The organism is Saliterribacillus persicus (assembly GCF_003337485.1).
GTDB classification, from domain to species: Bacteria; Bacillota; Bacilli; order Bacillales; family Amphibacillaceae; genus Saliterribacillus; species Saliterribacillus persicus.
Window position 1 is genome coordinate 239,488 of the sequence record NZ_QPJJ01000002.1, and the last position, 18,268, is coordinate 257,755.

At 37.9% G+C, this 18,268-nt stretch carries 10 protein-coding genes; 6 read left to right on the forward strand and 4 right to left on the reverse strand.

Features of this window, described 5'->3' with window-relative positions:
• The first annotated feature begins 186 nt into the window (after positions 1-186).
• Entirely contained in the window at positions 187-1,371 is a 1,185-nt protein-coding gene (locus DFR57_RS03310; RefSeq protein WP_114351726.1) for a DUF4317 domain-containing protein, read from the forward strand.
• A gap of 103 nt (positions 1,372-1,474) precedes the next feature.
• On the opposite strand, the gene DFR57_RS03315 is transcribed toward DFR57_RS03310, so the two are convergent.
• Positions 1,475-2,959, reverse strand: a complete 1,485-nt coding sequence (locus DFR57_RS03315) for a malate:quinone oxidoreductase (RefSeq protein ID WP_114351727.1) — start codon at positions 2,957-2,959, stop codon at positions 1,475-1,477.
• A 492-nt stretch (positions 2,960-3,451) separates the two neighbouring features.
• Here DFR57_RS03315 and DFR57_RS03320 point away from each other — a divergent pair, with 492 nt between their 5' ends.
• Positions 3,452-7,669: an endo-1,4-beta-xylanase gene (locus tag DFR57_RS03320; protein ID WP_425450937.1), complete on the forward strand. Its 4,218-nt coding sequence runs from the start codon at positions 3,452-3,454 to the stop codon at positions 7,667-7,669.
• A gap of 141 nt (positions 7,670-7,810) precedes the next feature.
• Here the strand turns inward: DFR57_RS03320 and DFR57_RS03325 are convergent, their stop codons facing one another.
• Both DFR57_RS03325 and DFR57_RS03330 read right to left on the reverse strand, forming a co-directional pair.
• Positions 7,811-8,299, reverse strand: a complete 489-nt coding sequence (locus DFR57_RS03325) for a DUF4871 domain-containing protein (RefSeq protein ID WP_114351729.1) — start codon at positions 8,297-8,299, stop codon at positions 7,811-7,813.
• A gap of 196 nt (positions 8,300-8,495) precedes the next feature.
• Positions 8,496-13,685, reverse strand: coding sequence for an ATP-binding sensor histidine kinase (locus tag DFR57_RS03330; RefSeq protein ID WP_114351730.1), 5,190 nt, complete (start codon positions 13,683-13,685; stop codon positions 8,496-8,498).
• A 109-nt stretch (positions 13,686-13,794) separates the two neighbouring features.
• Between DFR57_RS03330 and DFR57_RS03335 the strand changes: the two genes are divergently transcribed.
• Positions 13,795-13,938 (forward strand): anti-repressor SinI family protein, encoded by a 144-nt coding sequence (locus tag DFR57_RS03335; protein ID WP_114351731.1) that lies wholly within the window; start codon positions 13,795-13,797, stop codon positions 13,936-13,938.
• A 17-nt stretch (positions 13,939-13,955) separates the two neighbouring features.
• Here DFR57_RS03335 and DFR57_RS03340 read toward each other — a convergent pair whose 3' ends face one another.
• Positions 13,956-14,702, reverse strand: coding sequence for a response regulator transcription factor (locus DFR57_RS03340; RefSeq protein ID WP_114351732.1), 747 nt, complete (start codon positions 14,700-14,702; stop codon positions 13,956-13,958).
• Between the two features lie 624 nt (positions 14,703-15,326).
• Here DFR57_RS03340 and DFR57_RS03345 point away from each other — a divergent pair.
• The 3 genes from DFR57_RS03345 to DFR57_RS03355 are packed head-to-tail and all read left to right on the forward strand — an operon-like array spanning position 15,327 to position 18,240.
• Positions 15,327-16,154 carry an ABC transporter ATP-binding protein gene (locus tag DFR57_RS03345; RefSeq protein WP_114351733.1) on the forward strand — a complete coding sequence of 276 codons (828 nt, stop codon included), beginning with the start codon at positions 15,327-15,329 and terminating at the stop codon, positions 16,152-16,154.
• A 5-nt stretch (positions 16,155-16,159) separates the two neighbouring features.
• On the forward strand, positions 16,160-17,206 hold the full coding sequence (locus DFR57_RS03350) for a FecCD family ABC transporter permease (protein ID WP_114351734.1): 1,047 nt from the start codon (positions 16,160-16,162) through the stop codon (positions 17,204-17,206).
• Between the two features lie 50 nt (positions 17,207-17,256).
• Positions 17,257-18,240, forward strand: coding sequence for a FecCD family ABC transporter permease (locus DFR57_RS03355; RefSeq protein ID WP_425450938.1), 984 nt, complete (start codon positions 17,257-17,259; stop codon positions 18,238-18,240).
• The last annotated feature ends 28 nt before the right edge of the window (positions 18,241-18,268 follow it).

Here is an 18,268-nt window from a genome sequence, read left to right on the forward strand (position 1 = left end):
CTCAGAGTGTTTTATTATGATCTTGACTTTCCTTGGAGTTTTAATAGGCTGTTGTATTTATAAAAATATTGAACTCTTATAAAGTTATTCTTAGAGAAATCCATTAAAAATACATAAAAATAAACCTTTTCATCAGATTTATTCCCGCTATTTATGGTATCATCTAACAATGTGGGAGTGAGATAAATGAATAAAAAAGACATAGCAAATATCAGAAAACAGTTTAAGTTAGATAATGATTTATTAAAGATAACAGAGATTTTTAATGTATATATCATGAAGGAATCCAGTGAAATTTATCATCAGGAAAGTAAGGTATTTGACATGCTAGATCCAGATGAGCAGGAGTTATTTATGAATAACTTTAAAAAGGTTCTAACAGGTACCCTTGATGAAAAATTATTTGAATTAAAATTTCAAACGGAAGTGGAAAACCCTACCCAGCTTATTTTACATAAAGGGTTACTTAGCAGTGACTCTGATAGCTGGAAAGAACAGATGCTTTTAATGGTGGAAAAAATGCTACAAGATAAAGTGTATGAAATGGATATCGTTGTTACCTTTATCAGAGGTGAGTATTTAAAACCGATGAAAAGAAGTAACGAGGAAACGGAAGAAAGTGATCGGGACTCGGTTTATTCCCATTCCTTTATTCTTTGCAGTATGAATAAAACGCAGGACCCCAAAAAAGAATTACATTTTGATTATGTTGAAAAGCAATTTAAATACAATGTAGTTGTTGATCCTGTCATCAACCTTAATGCACCAATTGGAGGATTTTTATTCCCTTGTTTTACGGACAATTCAGCGGATGTAAATCACATTTTATATTCAGCAGGAAAAGCCAATGAAACAGATACCGCGTTTATAGAAGAAGTATTAAATGCAGAGGAAACGATGACTGCAAAAGAAGATAAAATCATTTTTGAGGAAATTGTAAGAGATGCAGTTGGCCACCAATTAAACACCTCTACTCTTGCGAATGTATATGAGGAAATTAACCGAGTAGTGGAAGATAATGAAGAAGAAGATTCACAAAAACTTGACTATAAAGATGTAGAACAAGTATTAAAAGTAAGTGGTGTGGAAGAAGTTAGTACAGAAAAGATTCAAACTGCATTTCAAAATGTGATTGATAATGATAAATATGAATTAAAAGCGAGAAACATTGTCCCGAAGTATAAAACAAAATCAATTAAAATCAATACAAAGGTTGCCAATATCGCCGTAAGTCCGGAAGATTTAAGACATGTAAAGCAAATTCAATTTGATGGCAGAAGATACTTGATGATTGAAGTAGAAGAAGAAACAGTTGTTGATGGCTTTACGATGATTCCAGAAGCCTTTGCAAATAAAACAAACGATCAATAAGAAAACCCTATTTCCTTTTTAAAATTAGCATGAGTTGCTAATATCAAAGGGGAATAGGGTTTTTATAATGGTTACATCGTGTATCTACATTGTTTAATAATAATTATTCAGCCGGATCTAAGTTCAGCGATTCTGCCGTAGTCCGGTGAATTTCATTAATTAATTCAGGGTTTTCCGATAACGGGACACCATAAGAAGGAATCATTTCCTTTAACTTCGGCTCCCATTTTTGAATATGATCTGGGTAACATTTCGCTAGTACCTCAAGCATGACAGAAACTGCTGTAGAAGCTCCAGGTGACGCTCCTAGTAAAGCTGCAATCGATCCATCATCAGAACTAACTACCTCTGTTCCAAACTTAAGCGTGCCTTTACCTTCATCTGTGTCTCGGATTACTTGAACCCGTTGACCAGCGACAACTAATTTCCAATCATCACTTTTTGCGTTCGGAACAAATTCCCTTAAAGCTTCCATGCGTTGCTCTTTGGATAGCATTACTTGGTTAATCAAATATTTTGTTAAGGACATATTCTTCGCACCGGCAGATAACATTGTTAAAAGGTTATCCATTTTTACAGAAGTTAATAAATCAGTCATTTTACCCGTTTTCAAAAATTTTGGGGAAAATCCGGCAAATGGACCGAAGAATAATGATTCCTTTTTATCGATTAGTCTGGTGTCTAAATGTGGCACAGACATTGGTGGTGCGCCAACAGGAGCTTTTCCGTATACCTTTGCATGATGCTGCTCTACGATCTCTGGGTTCTCACAAACCATAAATAGCCCACTTACAGGGAAGCCACCCACACCTTTACCTTCAGGAATGCCAGATTTCTGAAGTAAATGTAGACTTCCGCCTCCACTGCCGATAAATACAAATTTGGCCTCATGATGCTCGGCTTTTCCTGTAGCTAGATTACGAACCTTCACGTCCCAACCATCATTTGTACGTGATAGATTATCTACATTATGTTTATAGTGCACATCTACTTGCTCAGCTTCTAAATGATCAAATAATTTACGCGTAAGCGCACCAAAATTCACATCTGTACCTGTGTCAATTTTAGTAGCAGCAAGCGATTGTTTATTTTCTCGATCCTTCATCATAAGTGGAATCCACTCTTCTAATTGCTTCGGATCATCTGAATATTCCATCCCAATAAAAAGTGGATGCGCAAGTAATGCATCAAAGCGCTTTTTCAAAAACGCTACATTATCGTCACCCCATACAAAGCTCATATGCGGAAGCGGCATGATAAAGTCACGTGGATTTGTAAGTAAATTTCTATTAACAAGGTAAGCCCAGAATTGCTTCGATATCTGGTATTCCTCGTTCACTTTAATCGCCTTCGTAATATCCATCGTTCCATCAGCTTTTTCATTCGTATAATTAAGCTCACATAAAGAGGAATGCCCTGTGCCTGCATTATTCCACTCATTAGAGCTCTCTTTTCCAGCACCTTCTAACCTTTCAAAAACCTTGATATTCCAGTCTGGCTCTAATTCTCTCAACATTGACCCCAACGTCGCACTCATAATTCCCGCACCTATTAATATAACATCAGTTTTATTTTGATCGTTGCTCATATTGACCTTCCTTATCCCCTAGATTTGCAGAAAAGATGTAGATATCTCCACTTGCTTTCTAAATGCTCAAGGAAATATCTTGCCGTCTATCTAATCTGGATGAATGATTACCTTTTCATAGTTTAGCACTATACTTTTTAAATTAAAATATGTACCTACTATTATAGTATAGTTGAAAGTTAATTAACAGTTACGAGGAATTTAAAGGCGAAGTAAACTTTAGGCATTTTTCCCACTTATACGTTTCGCATTTCTCTGAACGAATACACTTTTTAGGAAAGATAGAGTGCTTTGCTCTAACACCTTTTTTCGCAGTATTTTCTCATTAAACTACCCTCTTATTTTAAATTAAAGAATTAAAATACCTTTAATTTATAAAGTAAAGCCTTTAGTTTGAAGGGTTAAGTGTTTTTATAAGACACGCTAAACTGTTTTATGGAAAGGAGGATTGTAAGCGCTTTATATTAAAATACGTATGGAGGAATGAAAAGAATGAGCAATTTAAAAAAAGTACTTTCTTTACTTCTAGTAGCAATTTTGGTGATCCCAGCAAGACCGGTAACATCAATTGCAGAAGCGGAAACGGAAGCGGATATTCCTGTTCTTCTGTATCACAGAGTGCTCGAAAATCCTACGAACGAATGGACAGATACTTCTATTGAGAAGTTCGAAAAAACAATGCAGTATCTCCATGACAATGGCTATAACACATTATCAGCTGAAGAATATGTCAATATCATGGAAGGAACAGAAGCAGCTCCTGAGAATCCAATTCTGTTAACCTTTGATGATGCAACACCTGACTTCATAGATCATATACTTCCAATATTAAACCAATACAACATGAAATCTGTACTTTTTGTTGTCAGTGATTGGATCGGCGACGATTATAGTATGTCTTTAGAGCAGTTTAAAAGCTTACTAAATGAACCGAATGTTAGTTTAGAGAATCATTCAAAAACGCACGATGAAGATAATGTGTGGAATGATTCGCTTACAAAGGCACAAGCTGACGAAGAAATTGCAGCAGCAAATGAATTTTTAAAATCACATACGAATAAAGATCCTCTATTAATGGCTTACCCTTATGGGACATACAACGCTGATGCAGAATTAGCGAATGAAGAAAATGGTATCAAGTACGCCTTTAAAGTAGGGTATCCAAATGGTAGTGATTATGCGATGGGAAGACATTATATCATGATGGATACAACACTAGAAGAAATTGCTACCTGGGTTGGCGGACCCGCACCAGAGTCAGAGCCTGAAGAAACCGTGGAGGAAACTCCCGAATCAAATATCGTTTTTCACGAAACATTTGATGGTGGATTAGGGATAGCTACTCAAGCTGGAAATGCACAGCTTGATCATGTGTCTGATCTCATTTTTGAAGGAAACGATGATGGAGAAGCGGTACACGTAAGTAATAGAACAAATAATTATGATGGAATTGATATTAATTTTTCTGATGCCAGTATGGAAAATGGTAAAACCTATACGATTACGATCAACGGTTATATCGATGATTCAACAACTACCCCAGATGGCTCCCAAGCATTACTTCAAAATGTAGATAGCTATAATGGTTTATATGTGGCTGCAGATTTAACAGCTGGAGAAAGCTTCACTTTAACAGGTGAATATACGGTGGATACGAGTGCGGACCGAGCCCTTCGTATTCAATCCAACGATGCTGCCACAACAGTTCCATTTTATATCGGCGACATCCTAATCACCGAAGCGGCAACTCCTGAGGACAACGAAGAAGAGCCGGTAGATCCTGTTGACCCAGATGAGTCCGAGGAAGACGCAGAACCTACACCTCCTGCTGAATCCCTTTCTACGATTACCTTTGAAGATCAATCACAAGGAGCATTCGAAGGCAGGGCTGGAACGGAAACCCTTACTGTCACGGACGAAGCAAATCATACCGATGACGGTTCTTATGCACTAAAAGTAGAAGATAGAACAGATACTTGGCACGGTCCCATGATGGACGTTGCAGCCTATGTAGAGGAAGGACAAGAATACACCATTTCTGCTTGGGTTAAATTAATTGCACCTGAGACTTCACAGCTGCAATTATCCACACAGGTTGGCCAAGGGGACAGTGCTAGTTACAATAATATTCAAGGAAAAACAATTAGTACCGAAGACGGTTGGGTTCAGCTTGAAGGAACCTACCGCTATAGTAGTTTAGGAGACGGAAATTTAAGCATTTACGTAGAAAGCTCCAATAACAGTACCGCTTCATTCTATATTGATGATATCTCGTTTGAGCCTACTGGTACTGGTGACGTAGAAATTGAGAAGGAGTTAGCTCCAATTAAAGACGTATACAAAGACTACTTTCTAATTGGAAATGCTATTTCTAATGCTGAACTAGAAGGAACAAGGCTTGAGCTTCTAAATATGCATCATAACTTAGTGACAGCGGAAAATGCGATGAAGCCAGGTTATGCTTATAACGACGACAGAGAATTTGATTTCACCGCTGAAGATGAGCTAGTAAATAAAGCGGCTGCAGAAGGCTTAGACATTCATGGCCATGTACTTATTTGGCACCAGCAGTCAGACGAATGGCTACATTCTGACGAAAACGGGGATCCTTTAAGCCGTGAGGAAGCACTGCAAAACTTGAAAACTCATGTCAAAACTACGGTAGAGCATTTCGGTCCACGTGTGATTTCTTGGGATGTAGTAAACGAAGCGATGAATGACAACCCATCAAACCCTTCAGACTGGAAAGCATCTTTACGTCAGTCTGGATGGTATAAAGCAATTGGTGAAGATTATATTGAACAAGCCTTTCTGGCAGCTAAAGAGGTAATTAACGAAAATGGCTGGGATATTAAGCTTTACTATAATGATTACAATGATGATAACCAAAACAAAGCAGAAGCCATTTATCAAATGGTAAAAGAAATCAATCAAAATTATGGAGCAGAAAATGATGGTGCACTTCTTATTGAAGGAATAGGAATGCAAGCACACTACAACTTAAATACAAGTCCAGAAAATGTAAGACGATCAATGGAGAAATTTATTTCTCTTGGTGTCGAAGTTGGTGTGACAGAATTAGATATAACCGCAGGTAGTGATAATGAGCTTACTGAACAACAAGCGAATGCACAAGGATACTTATACGCTCAATTGTTTAATCTCTACAAAGAGCACGCAGAGCATATCTCTCGTGTAACTTTATGGGGATTAAATGACGCGACAAGCTGGAGAGCAGAACAAAGCCCATTATTATTTGATAACGATCTACAAGCAAAACCTGCCTATTACGCTGTCATCGACCCAGATGCCTTTATTGCAGAGCATGAACCGACTGAAAATGAGGCAAATCAAGGATCAGCTGTATTTGGAACCCCTGAAATTGATGGATCTATCGATGGCATCTGGAGTGACGCCACTGAACTTCCGATTAATCGTTACCAAACAGCTTGGCAGGGTGCAAACGGAACAGCGAAAACGCTATGGGACAATGAAAATTTATATGTATTAATCCAGGTGAGTGATTCCGACCTTGATAAAACAAATGAGAATGCTTGGGAGCAAGATTCCGTTGAAGTGTTTGTGGATGAGAATAATGCGAAAACTTCCTTCTATGAAGATGAAGATGGACAGTACAGAGTTAATTTTGATAATGAAACCTCCTTCAACCCTGCAAGTATTTCAGAAGGATTTGAGTCTGCAACATATAAGTCGGCGAATGGCTATACGGTTGAGATGAAGATTCCATTTAAGACCATTAGTCCAGAAAGCAATACAAAGGTTGGATTTGACGTCCAAATTAATGACGCAAAAGATGGGTCCCGCCAGAGTGCTGCCACATGGAATGATACTACTGGGGCTGGATACCAGGATACTTCCGTGTTTGGAGAGCTGACGCTTTTACAGGCTGCGGAGGAAGAAGCTGAACCAGAAGAGCCAGATACAGAAAGCCCAGATGAAGAAGAACCTAAGGAAGAAAAGCCTAAAGACGAAAATTCAGACTCTGACAAATCAAAAGCAGTCAAAGCTAAAGTCTCCGTCAAAGAAAATCAAGCATCAATCAAAGACGGCACGATTGACAAAGTGGAAGTAGACGGCGAATTACTCATTGATGTTAGCAAGCAGGATGCTTCTATAAACATTTCTTTAACGAAAGAGCAGGTAAAACAGCTGAAAGAGAAAAATGCTACCATAAACATTCTTTTAAAAGATGTTAGCATACAGCTTCCCGCCTCTATTTTTACAAATGGTGATGAAGCGGTCGTTATCGAATTTGAAAAGATGAAAGATATAGCAGAAGCATTAAGTGCTGTTTATGACTTTAAAATTATGCAAGGTGATCAAGAAATAAGCAAATTTGATGAAAATGTTACTCTTTCCTTTAACATTGATGAAAGTAAAATGAAAAATGCCGATCTCGCAAAAATCTTCTATTGGAATCCGGATACGAAGAATTGGGAACTAATCGGTGGAGAATACAAAGACGGAGTTGTGACAGGACAAACAAATCACTTCAGTACCTTTACCGTATTGGAAACAGAGGAAACTGAAGTAAGTAGTGAAGCACCGGTAGCATCTGACGAACAAATTTTACCTGATACAGCTACAAGTACATTCAATTATTTATTAGCAGGTTTATTTATGCTTGTAATAGGTGCAGGATTCTTACTCATAAAAAGAAGAAAAGCACAACGTAACACTACTGTATAACGTCACAAAAGCTAAAGAAGCACCGCCAATTTTAGAACCCCTCTAAAAGTTGGTGGTGCTTTTCATATGAAATTCCAACAATGTTATTGTTTATTAAAACATCATGAACATTCATGCTTCTTTTATTCAGCTATAGTTTCATTATCCTTCTTTTACTTCAATCACAATATTTCCATAAAGCTTATCTCCAATATAAGCATCTAAACGCCATAATCCAGCAGTCGGAAGAGAAAAGACTGTATGCTGAGAAGATTGCGCACCTAAAATAGTTTTTGTTGCAGTTTCTTTATATGTAGGATTGAGTAACTCCCAAGCAGTGGATTCAACTAGCGTTACTTCTTCTCCTGTTTCTTGATGATTTCCAACCAGTGTAAAGCTTCCCTTATTAACTTCCTCTAATTCCTCTCCCCAGAAAAACCATCTTGTTTTATATTCCTCACCCTTGGTGAAATCCATTCCGTCCATAAAAGCCACCTCATTTTTAAATCCTCTAAATACGATTTCGCGTTCTTCACCTTCTACTGTAAACGTCGGAGTAATTTCCCAGGCTTCTTCAGCAATTGGATCTGCTGCGTCTGAACAACCTACTAACATTCCTATTAAGAAAATAGCTAAAAGAACTTTTTTCATAATATCCTCCCTTGTATATAGTTGCGAATCGACAATACATATTTTAAATAGTTACATTATCTTTGTTCCGTGCTTTATTAAAAGAACTTTTCACAATTTCTAGCATTATTTTAACATATTTCTTCCATTTATTTTTAAAAATAAATAGTTCACTATTTTTCTAGTGAACTATCTAAGTAGCGCATCTCTATAAATTTTATCGAACACTTTCAGGTACACCAACAGAATAAACGGGAATAGAAAACTGAAAAATTGTACCTTGTTTCTCTTTACTTTCGACCCAAAAATCACCCATATGAAAGTTGACGATTTCTTTACTAATAGCAAGTCCAAGTCCATTTCCTTGATGGTCGCTTTTTGTATAATACCGATCAAATACATAAGGAATATCTGCATGGGAGATTCCTGATCCCTCATCACGAATCGAGAAAATTGCTCCCTGTGACTTAGAGATCGTTAAGCCTATTTCAATCGCACCTTTTTTGGTATGTTTAATGGCATTCGAAATTAAATTCGTCATGACCTGTTCCAGTCGTGTAACATCTACTTCCACTAACGGAAATTCTTCCGCTTGATCTTCATCAAACTTTCGTATGAATTCAAGTCCCGCTTCCTTAATCTCAAGTGCAAACATCGAGCAAAAGTGCTCAAACAACTGATTAACTGGAATAGCTTCCATTGAAAAATTCATATTTCCTGACTCTAGCTTAGATAAATCAAACAAATCCTTGATCAGCTTGTTCAACCCACCCATTCGATTATTAATGATAGTTAAATATTCTTGCTGTTTGCTAGGGTCTTCTACTAATCCATCAAGGATAGCACCGACGTAGCCCTGAACCACTGCCACTGGAGACTGTAAATCATGGGAAACATTCGATAGTAAATGCTTCATTCGTTCTTTGGAATTGGTCAATTCTTGGTTAACCGTTGTTAGTCGTTGATTCGCATCATTTAGTAAATCGGTCCGTTTGCTTACCTTTTCCTCCAAGTCTGCATACAAATAGGCATTTTCAATCGATACCGCTGCTTGAGAAGCTATTAATCTTAAAATATTTAATCGTTCCCGTGTGAATACATGGGTGGATTTATTATTTTCCATATACAAACAAGCGACTAGCTTATCCTGATAGATAATCGGTAGACATAACACTGATTTAGCATCTGTCTCTTGAATATAAACATCTTCCGTAAAAGCGCCGTTTTCTGATGCATGATCTAAAACAACCGCCTCCCTGCTATTCATAACATAACGTACAATCGCTGATGAAACGCGTGTATGCTTATCGACGGTCTTAGCCTCCTTGTATATTTCTACATTTCTATCGATGTGATTATAGGAGACCACCTCAAGTTTTTCATCATGATACAACAAAAAGGAAGTATGTTCAGCACCTGCATAGGTTAAAACGATATCCATTAAGCGACTAATTAATTTATTTAATACCACTTCACTTGAAATAATACGCGCCGCTTCAAAAATTGCTTTTGTATCCAAGCTTTCTGTTGTAGCACCATTATTTACCACACTCTGCTTGGTTTCTAGCAATAGCTCTGGATGCGTCGCTTTAATTTGATCTGCCAGACGCACTGAACCCCAATTCAGATAACCGTTATAGGCTTCGGTCATATAAGATTTCGCTGTTTTCGGAAGCTGTCGGTCTAAATAAAAGTTCGCAGCACAATGATTGCTAAGTGCTAGATCTTGGAGAAACTCATTTTTTTCAGCCGCTTCAATAGCCTGATGATAATGTTCTGTTGCTGCCGAATCCTTTCCAATAAGCTGTTCCTTTTCAGCTAAAATCAGTAAATATTTATGCAAATAATTACTTGGAGAATGTTTCGCCCATTTCTCAAGCTTCGTAAGATCCTTTTTCAGTTTCTTAAAGCCTTCTTTTTTAGAAAGCTCGCCATCTTTTATTAGCTTCGTTACCCATAACGCATGATAGAAAAAGTACTCTGGTGCAACAACTAATACCATCGTGTTATCGACAAGTGGCTCCAATTCCTCCATCAGTGATAGCGCAACAGGGCGATTATTAAAGAAGTATGCCATCTGCAGGCGAATCGTCTTATGCATAATAGTCGCTGACTTATCATCGGTAAACTCAGTAAATTCCCATGTAGGTGTTTTTTCTGACGTAGAAAGTATGGCAATCCAATCTAATAGCTCCGTTAAAAAATCATCACTAATCGCATACTCATTCTTCTTCGCAAAGGTTACTTGTCTTCTTATACCCTCTTCCACCTGCTCTAAATTGTCGCCTTTTATAAGAAGCGTCAAACCGATAAATGCACCCGATGCACCCGCTAAATATAAGTTTCCGTTTTCAATAGAAAGCTGCTGGGAGCGCTCTAAATATTCTAAATTATAACGAATATGCTTCTTCCAATGATTCACAAAAGAACCAAATACAAAGTAAACACGCGCCTGTAATGCCTTATCTCCAGATCTTTCTGCATGTTTTATTGCAAGCCTGCCAAATTGATTGCTTCCCTCGTAGTCTCCAAATCCAGCACTTAGTGTGAGCGCGTAATTATTATAGACTAAAGCAGATAAATCTAAATCGCCATATTTTAAAGTTAAGCGCAGTGCGCGCAGCATTATTATCGTCGCTAAGTTTTGATCAACATGATAGGTTGGCGCATTTGTATTAATGAATGTTCGCATAATGATTTGCTGATCTTTATCTGTGACAGGCGGAATATTTAATAAATCTTCCCCACTCTTTTTTCCTAGCGCAAGCTTTGTTAAAAGGTATTCTCTCGCAACCACCAATTTATTTGGTTTATTATTTATTTCAATTCCAAATAATCGTAGTCCGGCAAGACCTGAGATGGTCGCTTTTTCCACTTCATGAATATGAGTGTACACGGTGATTTTCAAATTATAAATATACAGCTTCTCTTGTTTAGTCTCAGCATGTGTTAATATTTCTTCAAAAATGTTCTCCGCTTGTTCAAAGTGTTGATTAAGATACAAAGCTTCCCCGTACCCAGCCATAACATTAAATGTCTCTTTATAATCTACCTGCCATTTATTTTCAGGAAGTAGCCCGAAAGCCTTCGCGAAAAAAGTCCATGCGGATTCAAACGCTGCTGCTCGCTTTGCCTTCTCCCCCGCCATCCGGTTCCACTTGATCAAATCCCTTTTTTGCTCTTTATTTAATCTATCTTGGCAAAGATTAAAATGGTTGACGACCTGAAAAATATGATCCTCTATTTCCTCTTCAGTGTAATGATGGATTAATTCCTCCGCAATCCTCAAATGACTTTCTTCTCTTTCTCCAACTGTCATCGAGGTATAGAGTGCCTGTTGAATTTTATCATGCAAAAAGCGATAGCTTGGTGGACTATCATTTAAAAGGCTTTCGTTCTCATTCGGATAAACCCATTTATAGCGGGCATCCATTGGCAGAATAACCCCTTCTTCTAACCCATGCCATAATGAATTGGACGTTTCTACATAATCTTCCCCAGCAATTGTTGCTAATAGGGTAAGGTTAAATTGGCTTCCGATACAAGCTGCCAGCTGTAAACGCTTGATCGTTTTCTCAGGAAGTTTATTGACTTGCTTGATAATAAAATCAATCATCGAATCCGTCATAGGGATTTGCTTTAAGGCTGTTAAATTCACTTGCCACGTTGCGATACTTAAATCAAAGCTAATTATTTTTTCCTGATTCAATAATTGCAATAGTTGAATAATAAAAAATGGATTACCTCTTGTAATTCGGTAGATTAACTCTACTAGTGATTTAGAGGTTTCCGCTTCTAAATCAAGTATTTCCTTCACCCATTGTTCGATATAGTTCTTTGTTAAAGGGGAGACTGGAATCTGAGAAACTGGTACCTCTCGATTTTTTAATTGATTTAAAAACAACTCAAATGGATGCCCAATCGACACCTCATTATCACGGTATGCGCCTATGATGAGTAAATTTCGTTTGTATGGGTTTGTTAAAAGGTGGTTCATCACATCAAGCGTCGCGTTATCTGCCCATTGTAAATCGTCGATAAATAAGATCAGAGGATGATTCTCGGTCGCAAACACATCCACAAATTTTCTGACTGCTAATAAAAACCGATTATGAACACCCTGTGGCGGTATATCTGGCCCTTGTTCCTGCTTCCCAAGCAACCACTCGATTTCAGGTATAAAATTGCCGATTACCCACGCATTATCAGAAAGAGATGCGCTTAGTTTATCCTGCCAAGCCTTTATCCGGTCCGCGTCTTCAGTTAACACCTGTCTGATTAATGACCTGAATGCTTCAATAATGGGTGCGTAGGGGATGTGTTTTTGAAATTGAACAAATTTTCCTGTAATAAAATAGCCTTTTTTCTTTAATAATGGTTGATACAAGCTACGAACCAGCGCTGTTTTACCAATTCCAGATGGCCCTGGGATCAAAACAAGCGCAGGTGAACCGTACTGGATATGATCGAATTTTCTAATAAGCTGCTCTAGCTCCTGATCTCTTCCATAAAGTTTATTCGGTTTTTCTAGCCCAGGATTTGTATCAAATTCCCCTAGTACAAATGACTCCACCTCAGCGTTTACATGAAAATGGTGAAAGCACTTCTCTAAATCCTTTTTTAATCCATTTGTACTTTGATACCGTTGTTCTGGTATTTTGGCAAGCAGCTTCATAATAATGTTGGAGATTACTTCAGGAACAGCCGGGTTCACCTTGTGAGGAGGGACGGCCGTTTGAGCCAGATGTGCATGGATCACCTCTGCCGGATCCTCCATAGCAAATGGCACGTGACCTGTTGCGATTTGATAGAATAGCACACCTAATGAATATAAATCTGTACGATAATCAATTGGACGATTCATTCTACCTGTTTGCTCCGGTGACACATAAGCTACTTCTTCTATCTGATATGGGGTGATATCTGCTTGTGGCATTTCTTTTGAAAGGGTGGTGGATTGGTGAAACCCTGTTAATCTAAATTGGTCTGTGTTGGGATCATACAATATATGATCAGGCATAATCGATTTATGAATAATGTTTTTTTGATGTACAGAAAAAAGAATAGAGGTTAATTTTACCGCTGTTTTTAAAAATGTGTGAATGTCGAAATTTTGATTTCTTCTTAACCAACTAGTAAATTGCTCTCCTTGAAAATACTCCATGATCAAATAAGGCTGTTCTTTATTTTTTTCTAAAGCAACAGGCTTAAGTACCCCATATAGATCTACTTCGGAAAGTGTATAATACTCATGTATTAATTCAGCTTTAGCTTGAGCTAAGGCTTGGCTGTTACTCGTCTTTATTAACACAGCTTCCTTATCAAAAGAAGACACTGCTTTATACAACATCCATGAGCTTGAAGTGATAATCGTATCGGTTCGTTGATAGTTTGAAAAATTTTGCATTCTCCATCATCCTAAATTATCTAAATTTTAAGTTAATTTAAACTATACTTAAACGTTATTTTAATTTAATAAGTTATGCTTTATATGTTGAGTAAAGGGGGAAGTACAAATGCTAGATTCAAAAGAACAAAATTACAGTCCTAAACAGGCAGTAGATAAGGAATGGTTAGTCTTAATGGCTACTGCCAAGTTACAAGGCTTAACCACAGAGCAGGTAAGGGAATTTTTAAATCAAAAAAAGAACAATAGTTAAAGGGAAAGCTACGTTATTTAATAATCACTAGAATAAGAGGATTCTGTTTTGGTTCGATTAAATTTATAGCCTATACCACGAACTGTTTCAATATAGTTAGCTTGATTTGTATCTGTTTCTAATTTTTTTCTCAAATTACTGATATGGACCATGACCGTACGGTAATCTCCTAAACTATTCTCATCCCAGATTAATTCGAACAGCTTCTCGACGTTAAAGATTCTCTCAGGATTTTGTGCTAACAAACATAATATTTGGAACTCTTTCGCAGGTAAGCGTAACGTTTCGTCATTTAGCTTCACAACAGCGCTATCTAGATTAATCACCAATCCAGGATATTCAATTAACCTTGGCTTTTTTTCTGTAGCATTCTGTTGCTTGCTTTTATCGGTGAGGTTTCTGTATCTGCGTATATGCGCTTTCACTTTTGCCATGATCACCGAGCTGCTGGTTGTTTTTTCAATATAATCATCTCCACCAACGCCAAGCCCAAGTATTTTATCCATGTCATCCTGCTTAGAGCTTAAGAAAATTATTGGTATATCTGTTATTTTTCTTAGTTCCTGGCAAAATTCAAAGCCGTCTAAATTAGGCATCATAACATCTAACAAAATAAGATCAGGTAATCCTTTTTCCACAACCGTTAATGCTTCTAATCCGTCTGCAGCAGATAACACACGATAGCCCTGCTCTTTCATATAGAGCTCAAGTATTGTGCGCATATCTATGTCGTCATCGACAATTAAAATTGTTTCACTTGCCACGCTTATCCCCCCTAGCTTTTTTCTTTTTACATGGAAAATTTTATCTATTTGGACAAGCCACTTGTTTTTACAGGTGGTTTTTTTCGACTGGGCATTAAAAACTACCTTTTATTGGTACTTTTCTCTTAGTATACCAAAGGTTCTACTAAGAACAATACTAATTGAATTTAAATCGGTAAAAAACATAGTATATACACCTTTCAGATAGCTATTTCATAAAAAGGCCAATGTTAATTTTTCTCCTTTTTTTCTCTACTACTCTCTCTATTCTGAAATTCCAAATATAAATTATCTTAAGACATGATTTAGGGACTTGAGTGCCTTTAACAGACGGTACTACAAACAAAACGCTCTTACTTGAGAAGACTTTTTCTTCTGGTGTTTATTAGGATTTCCCTCCACAGATTATTATTTTTATTGATTTCTAGCAAGCTTATATTAGATAAAAATACCCCGACCTTAAGTGTGATATAGCATAGGAAAACTAGCACTTTTTAAACAAAAATAGGTTATAGATTTCCAATTGTTAATTTGAAAATTAACAAAATCAGGTTGTAATTCCAATTAATTATTGTATAATTGATATTGATTCTCATTATCAATATAAACAGGGGGTGATTTTTTATGTCTAGTCTTGCTGTTGAACAAGTGAAGGTAGGCTATTCAAATCTTATGATCATTGATGATTTAAGTGTAGAAATACCTGAGAAGAAAATAACAACAATCGTTGGAGCAAATGGATGTGGAAAATCTACTTTATTAAAAGCTATCGCGAGGATATTGAAAACACGGAAGGGAACCGTGTATTTAGACGGTAGATCGATTCAACTGCTACCGACAAAAGAAATCGCGAAGAAAATGGCTATTCTACCCCAATCGTCTGATACTCCTCCTGGTCTTACAGTCTTTGAGCTAATTTCATACGGGAGATTTCCTCACCAGCAAGGTTTTGGGTCATTGAAAATGGATGACCTCAAACATATAAATTGGGCCATTGAAGTTACAGGCTTAAGTGAGATGAGGGACAGATCTGTAGAAGCTTTATCAGGCGGGCAACGACAACGTGTATGGATTGCGATGGCACTCGCTCAAGATACAGACATACTTATCCTAGATGAACCAACAACATACTTAGATTTAGCACATCAACTGGAAATATTATTCTTACTCCAGAAATTGAACGAAGAAGAAGGAAGAACCATTGTTATGGTGCTCCACGATCTCAATCACGCTTCAAGGTTTTCTCATAACCTGATCGCCATGAGAAATGGAGCTATTGTAGAAGAAGGAACGCCTGAAAAAGTAATGACCCGTTCTAATTTGAAAGCCATTTTTGATATTGAAGCAACCATGTCTGTCTGTCCACACAGTGCTAATCCTATTTATCTATCTTATACATTGCATAAATTATCTGAACACACATTACAAAAAGAAAACAAAAAATCAGGGTGAAATAGATGTCAGCTTCCGTTGAACAATCATTAGAAGTTAAGAAAAGGGGATTAACCTCTCGTCCGGTCATAGGAACACTCATCTTAATTGGTGGAATGATCGGATTGATTATTGCAATTGGGATATCCGTTTCTATTGGAGCAGCAGAAATCGATGTGAAGACAGTATGGTCAGCTGTCTTCCAATATGATTCCGCACTTGTCCCACATCAAATTATTCAAGAAACCCGTCTTCCACGTGTTCTTGGTGCAGCACTTGTAGGTGCAAGCCTCGCTGTTTCAGGATCAATTATGCAAGGAATGACACGGAACCCTCTAGCAGATCCAGGACTATTAGGTTTGAATGCTGGAGCAGCTTTTATGCTAGCTATATGTTTTGCCTTTTTTCCTGGACTTCCTTATATGTATCTCATTCTTTTTGCTTTTCTTGGAGCAGCTCTTGGTGCGGGGATTGTTTTTGGTATAGGGTCGATAGCTAAAGGGGGCTTGACCCCTATGCGACTTGTGTTAGCAGGTGCGGCTGTTACGGCACTTCTTGTTGCACTAAGTGAAGGGATTGCCATCTATCATCGTATCGCACAAGATTTAGCCTTTTGGAATGCAGGTGGAGTTTCAGGAACTAAATGGGAAAACCTTCAAATTATGGCGCCGTGGGTCTTACTTGCAATTCTTGGGGCCATCGTTTTATCAAAATCAATTACACTTCTTAGTCTAGGCGATGAAGTTGCAGTGGGACTTGGTCAACAAACAGGAAAAATTAAACTTTTTGGAACAATTATTATTCTAATTTTGGCAGGTGCAGCGGTATCTGTTGTTGGGGCAGTTGGATTTGTGGGGCTAATTATTCCCCATATCACCCGTTTTATTGTAGGACATGATTACCGCTGGATCATCCCAGGCTCAGCAGTTTTGGGCGGAGTACTAGTGGTGCTTGCAGACTTAGCAGCCAGAATGGTTAATCCCCCACAAGAAACACCGATTGGAGCTTTAATCGCCATCATCGGTGTTCCCTTCTTCCTTTATTTGACTAGGAAAGGAGGAAAGGAACTGTGATTGATAAGCCATACGTTTCCACGTACCAACAATCGAGACAAAAACGCAAAATTTATACGATACTGCTTATTCTTTTGCTTACCGTTATCGCATTTATTATCAGTATGAATACTGGATTTATCCGACTTTCCCCTATGGAGCTACTTGAAACACTCCTTGGAATGGGAACAGAGAAGCAAAATCTTACTTTATTTGAGTTTCGTCTACCACGAATCGTGATTTCAGTCTTGGTGGGAATCGGACTCGCCCTGTCTGGCTGCGTGTTGCAGGGAGTTTCAGGCAATGCATTAGCAGACCCAGGAATATTAGGGATTAATGCTGGTGCAGGCTTAGCTGTAGTTCTGTTTATTTCTTTTTTCCCTACGACGTCCGATGTACCTGTGCTATTTCTTCCAATTTTAGCTTTTGTAGGCGCCGGAGTGACAGCTGCTGTCATTTACGCTCTTGCTTATAAACGAGGAGAAGGAATTACACCAACAAGATTATTATTGACAGGGATTGCTATCGCTGCGGGGATTAGCGCTGCCATGATCATATTAACCTTACGTTTAACCCCAGACAATTATCAATTTGTTGCCGTATGGTTAGCAGGTAGTATCTGGGGCTCAAATTGGATGTTTGTTCTTTCCGTACTTCCTTGGCTACTGATCTTGATTCCATATGTATTCATAAAAGCTCGTGTGTTAAACACACTTAACCTTGGTGAGGTCACAGCGACAGGACTCGGGGTGAATATTGAAAAGGAGCGACTTCTTTTACTTGCTGCAGCAGTTGCATTAGCAGGCGCAAGTGTGGCAGTAAGCGGTGGAATTGGATTTGTAGGCTTAATTGGCCCACACCTAGCCCGCCAGTTAGTAGGTGGAAAACATCAATTTGTTATTCCTGCTTCTGCTGCCATAGGGGCATTATTACTGCTTTCTGCAGACACAATTGGTCGCTGGTTAATTGAACCCTCTGAAATACCAGCAGGAATTGTGGTATCGGTCATTGGTGCCCCCTATTTCTTGTATTTACTAGCAAAATCAAAAGCATAAACGTTTTATTACTATTATGAAGAGGAGT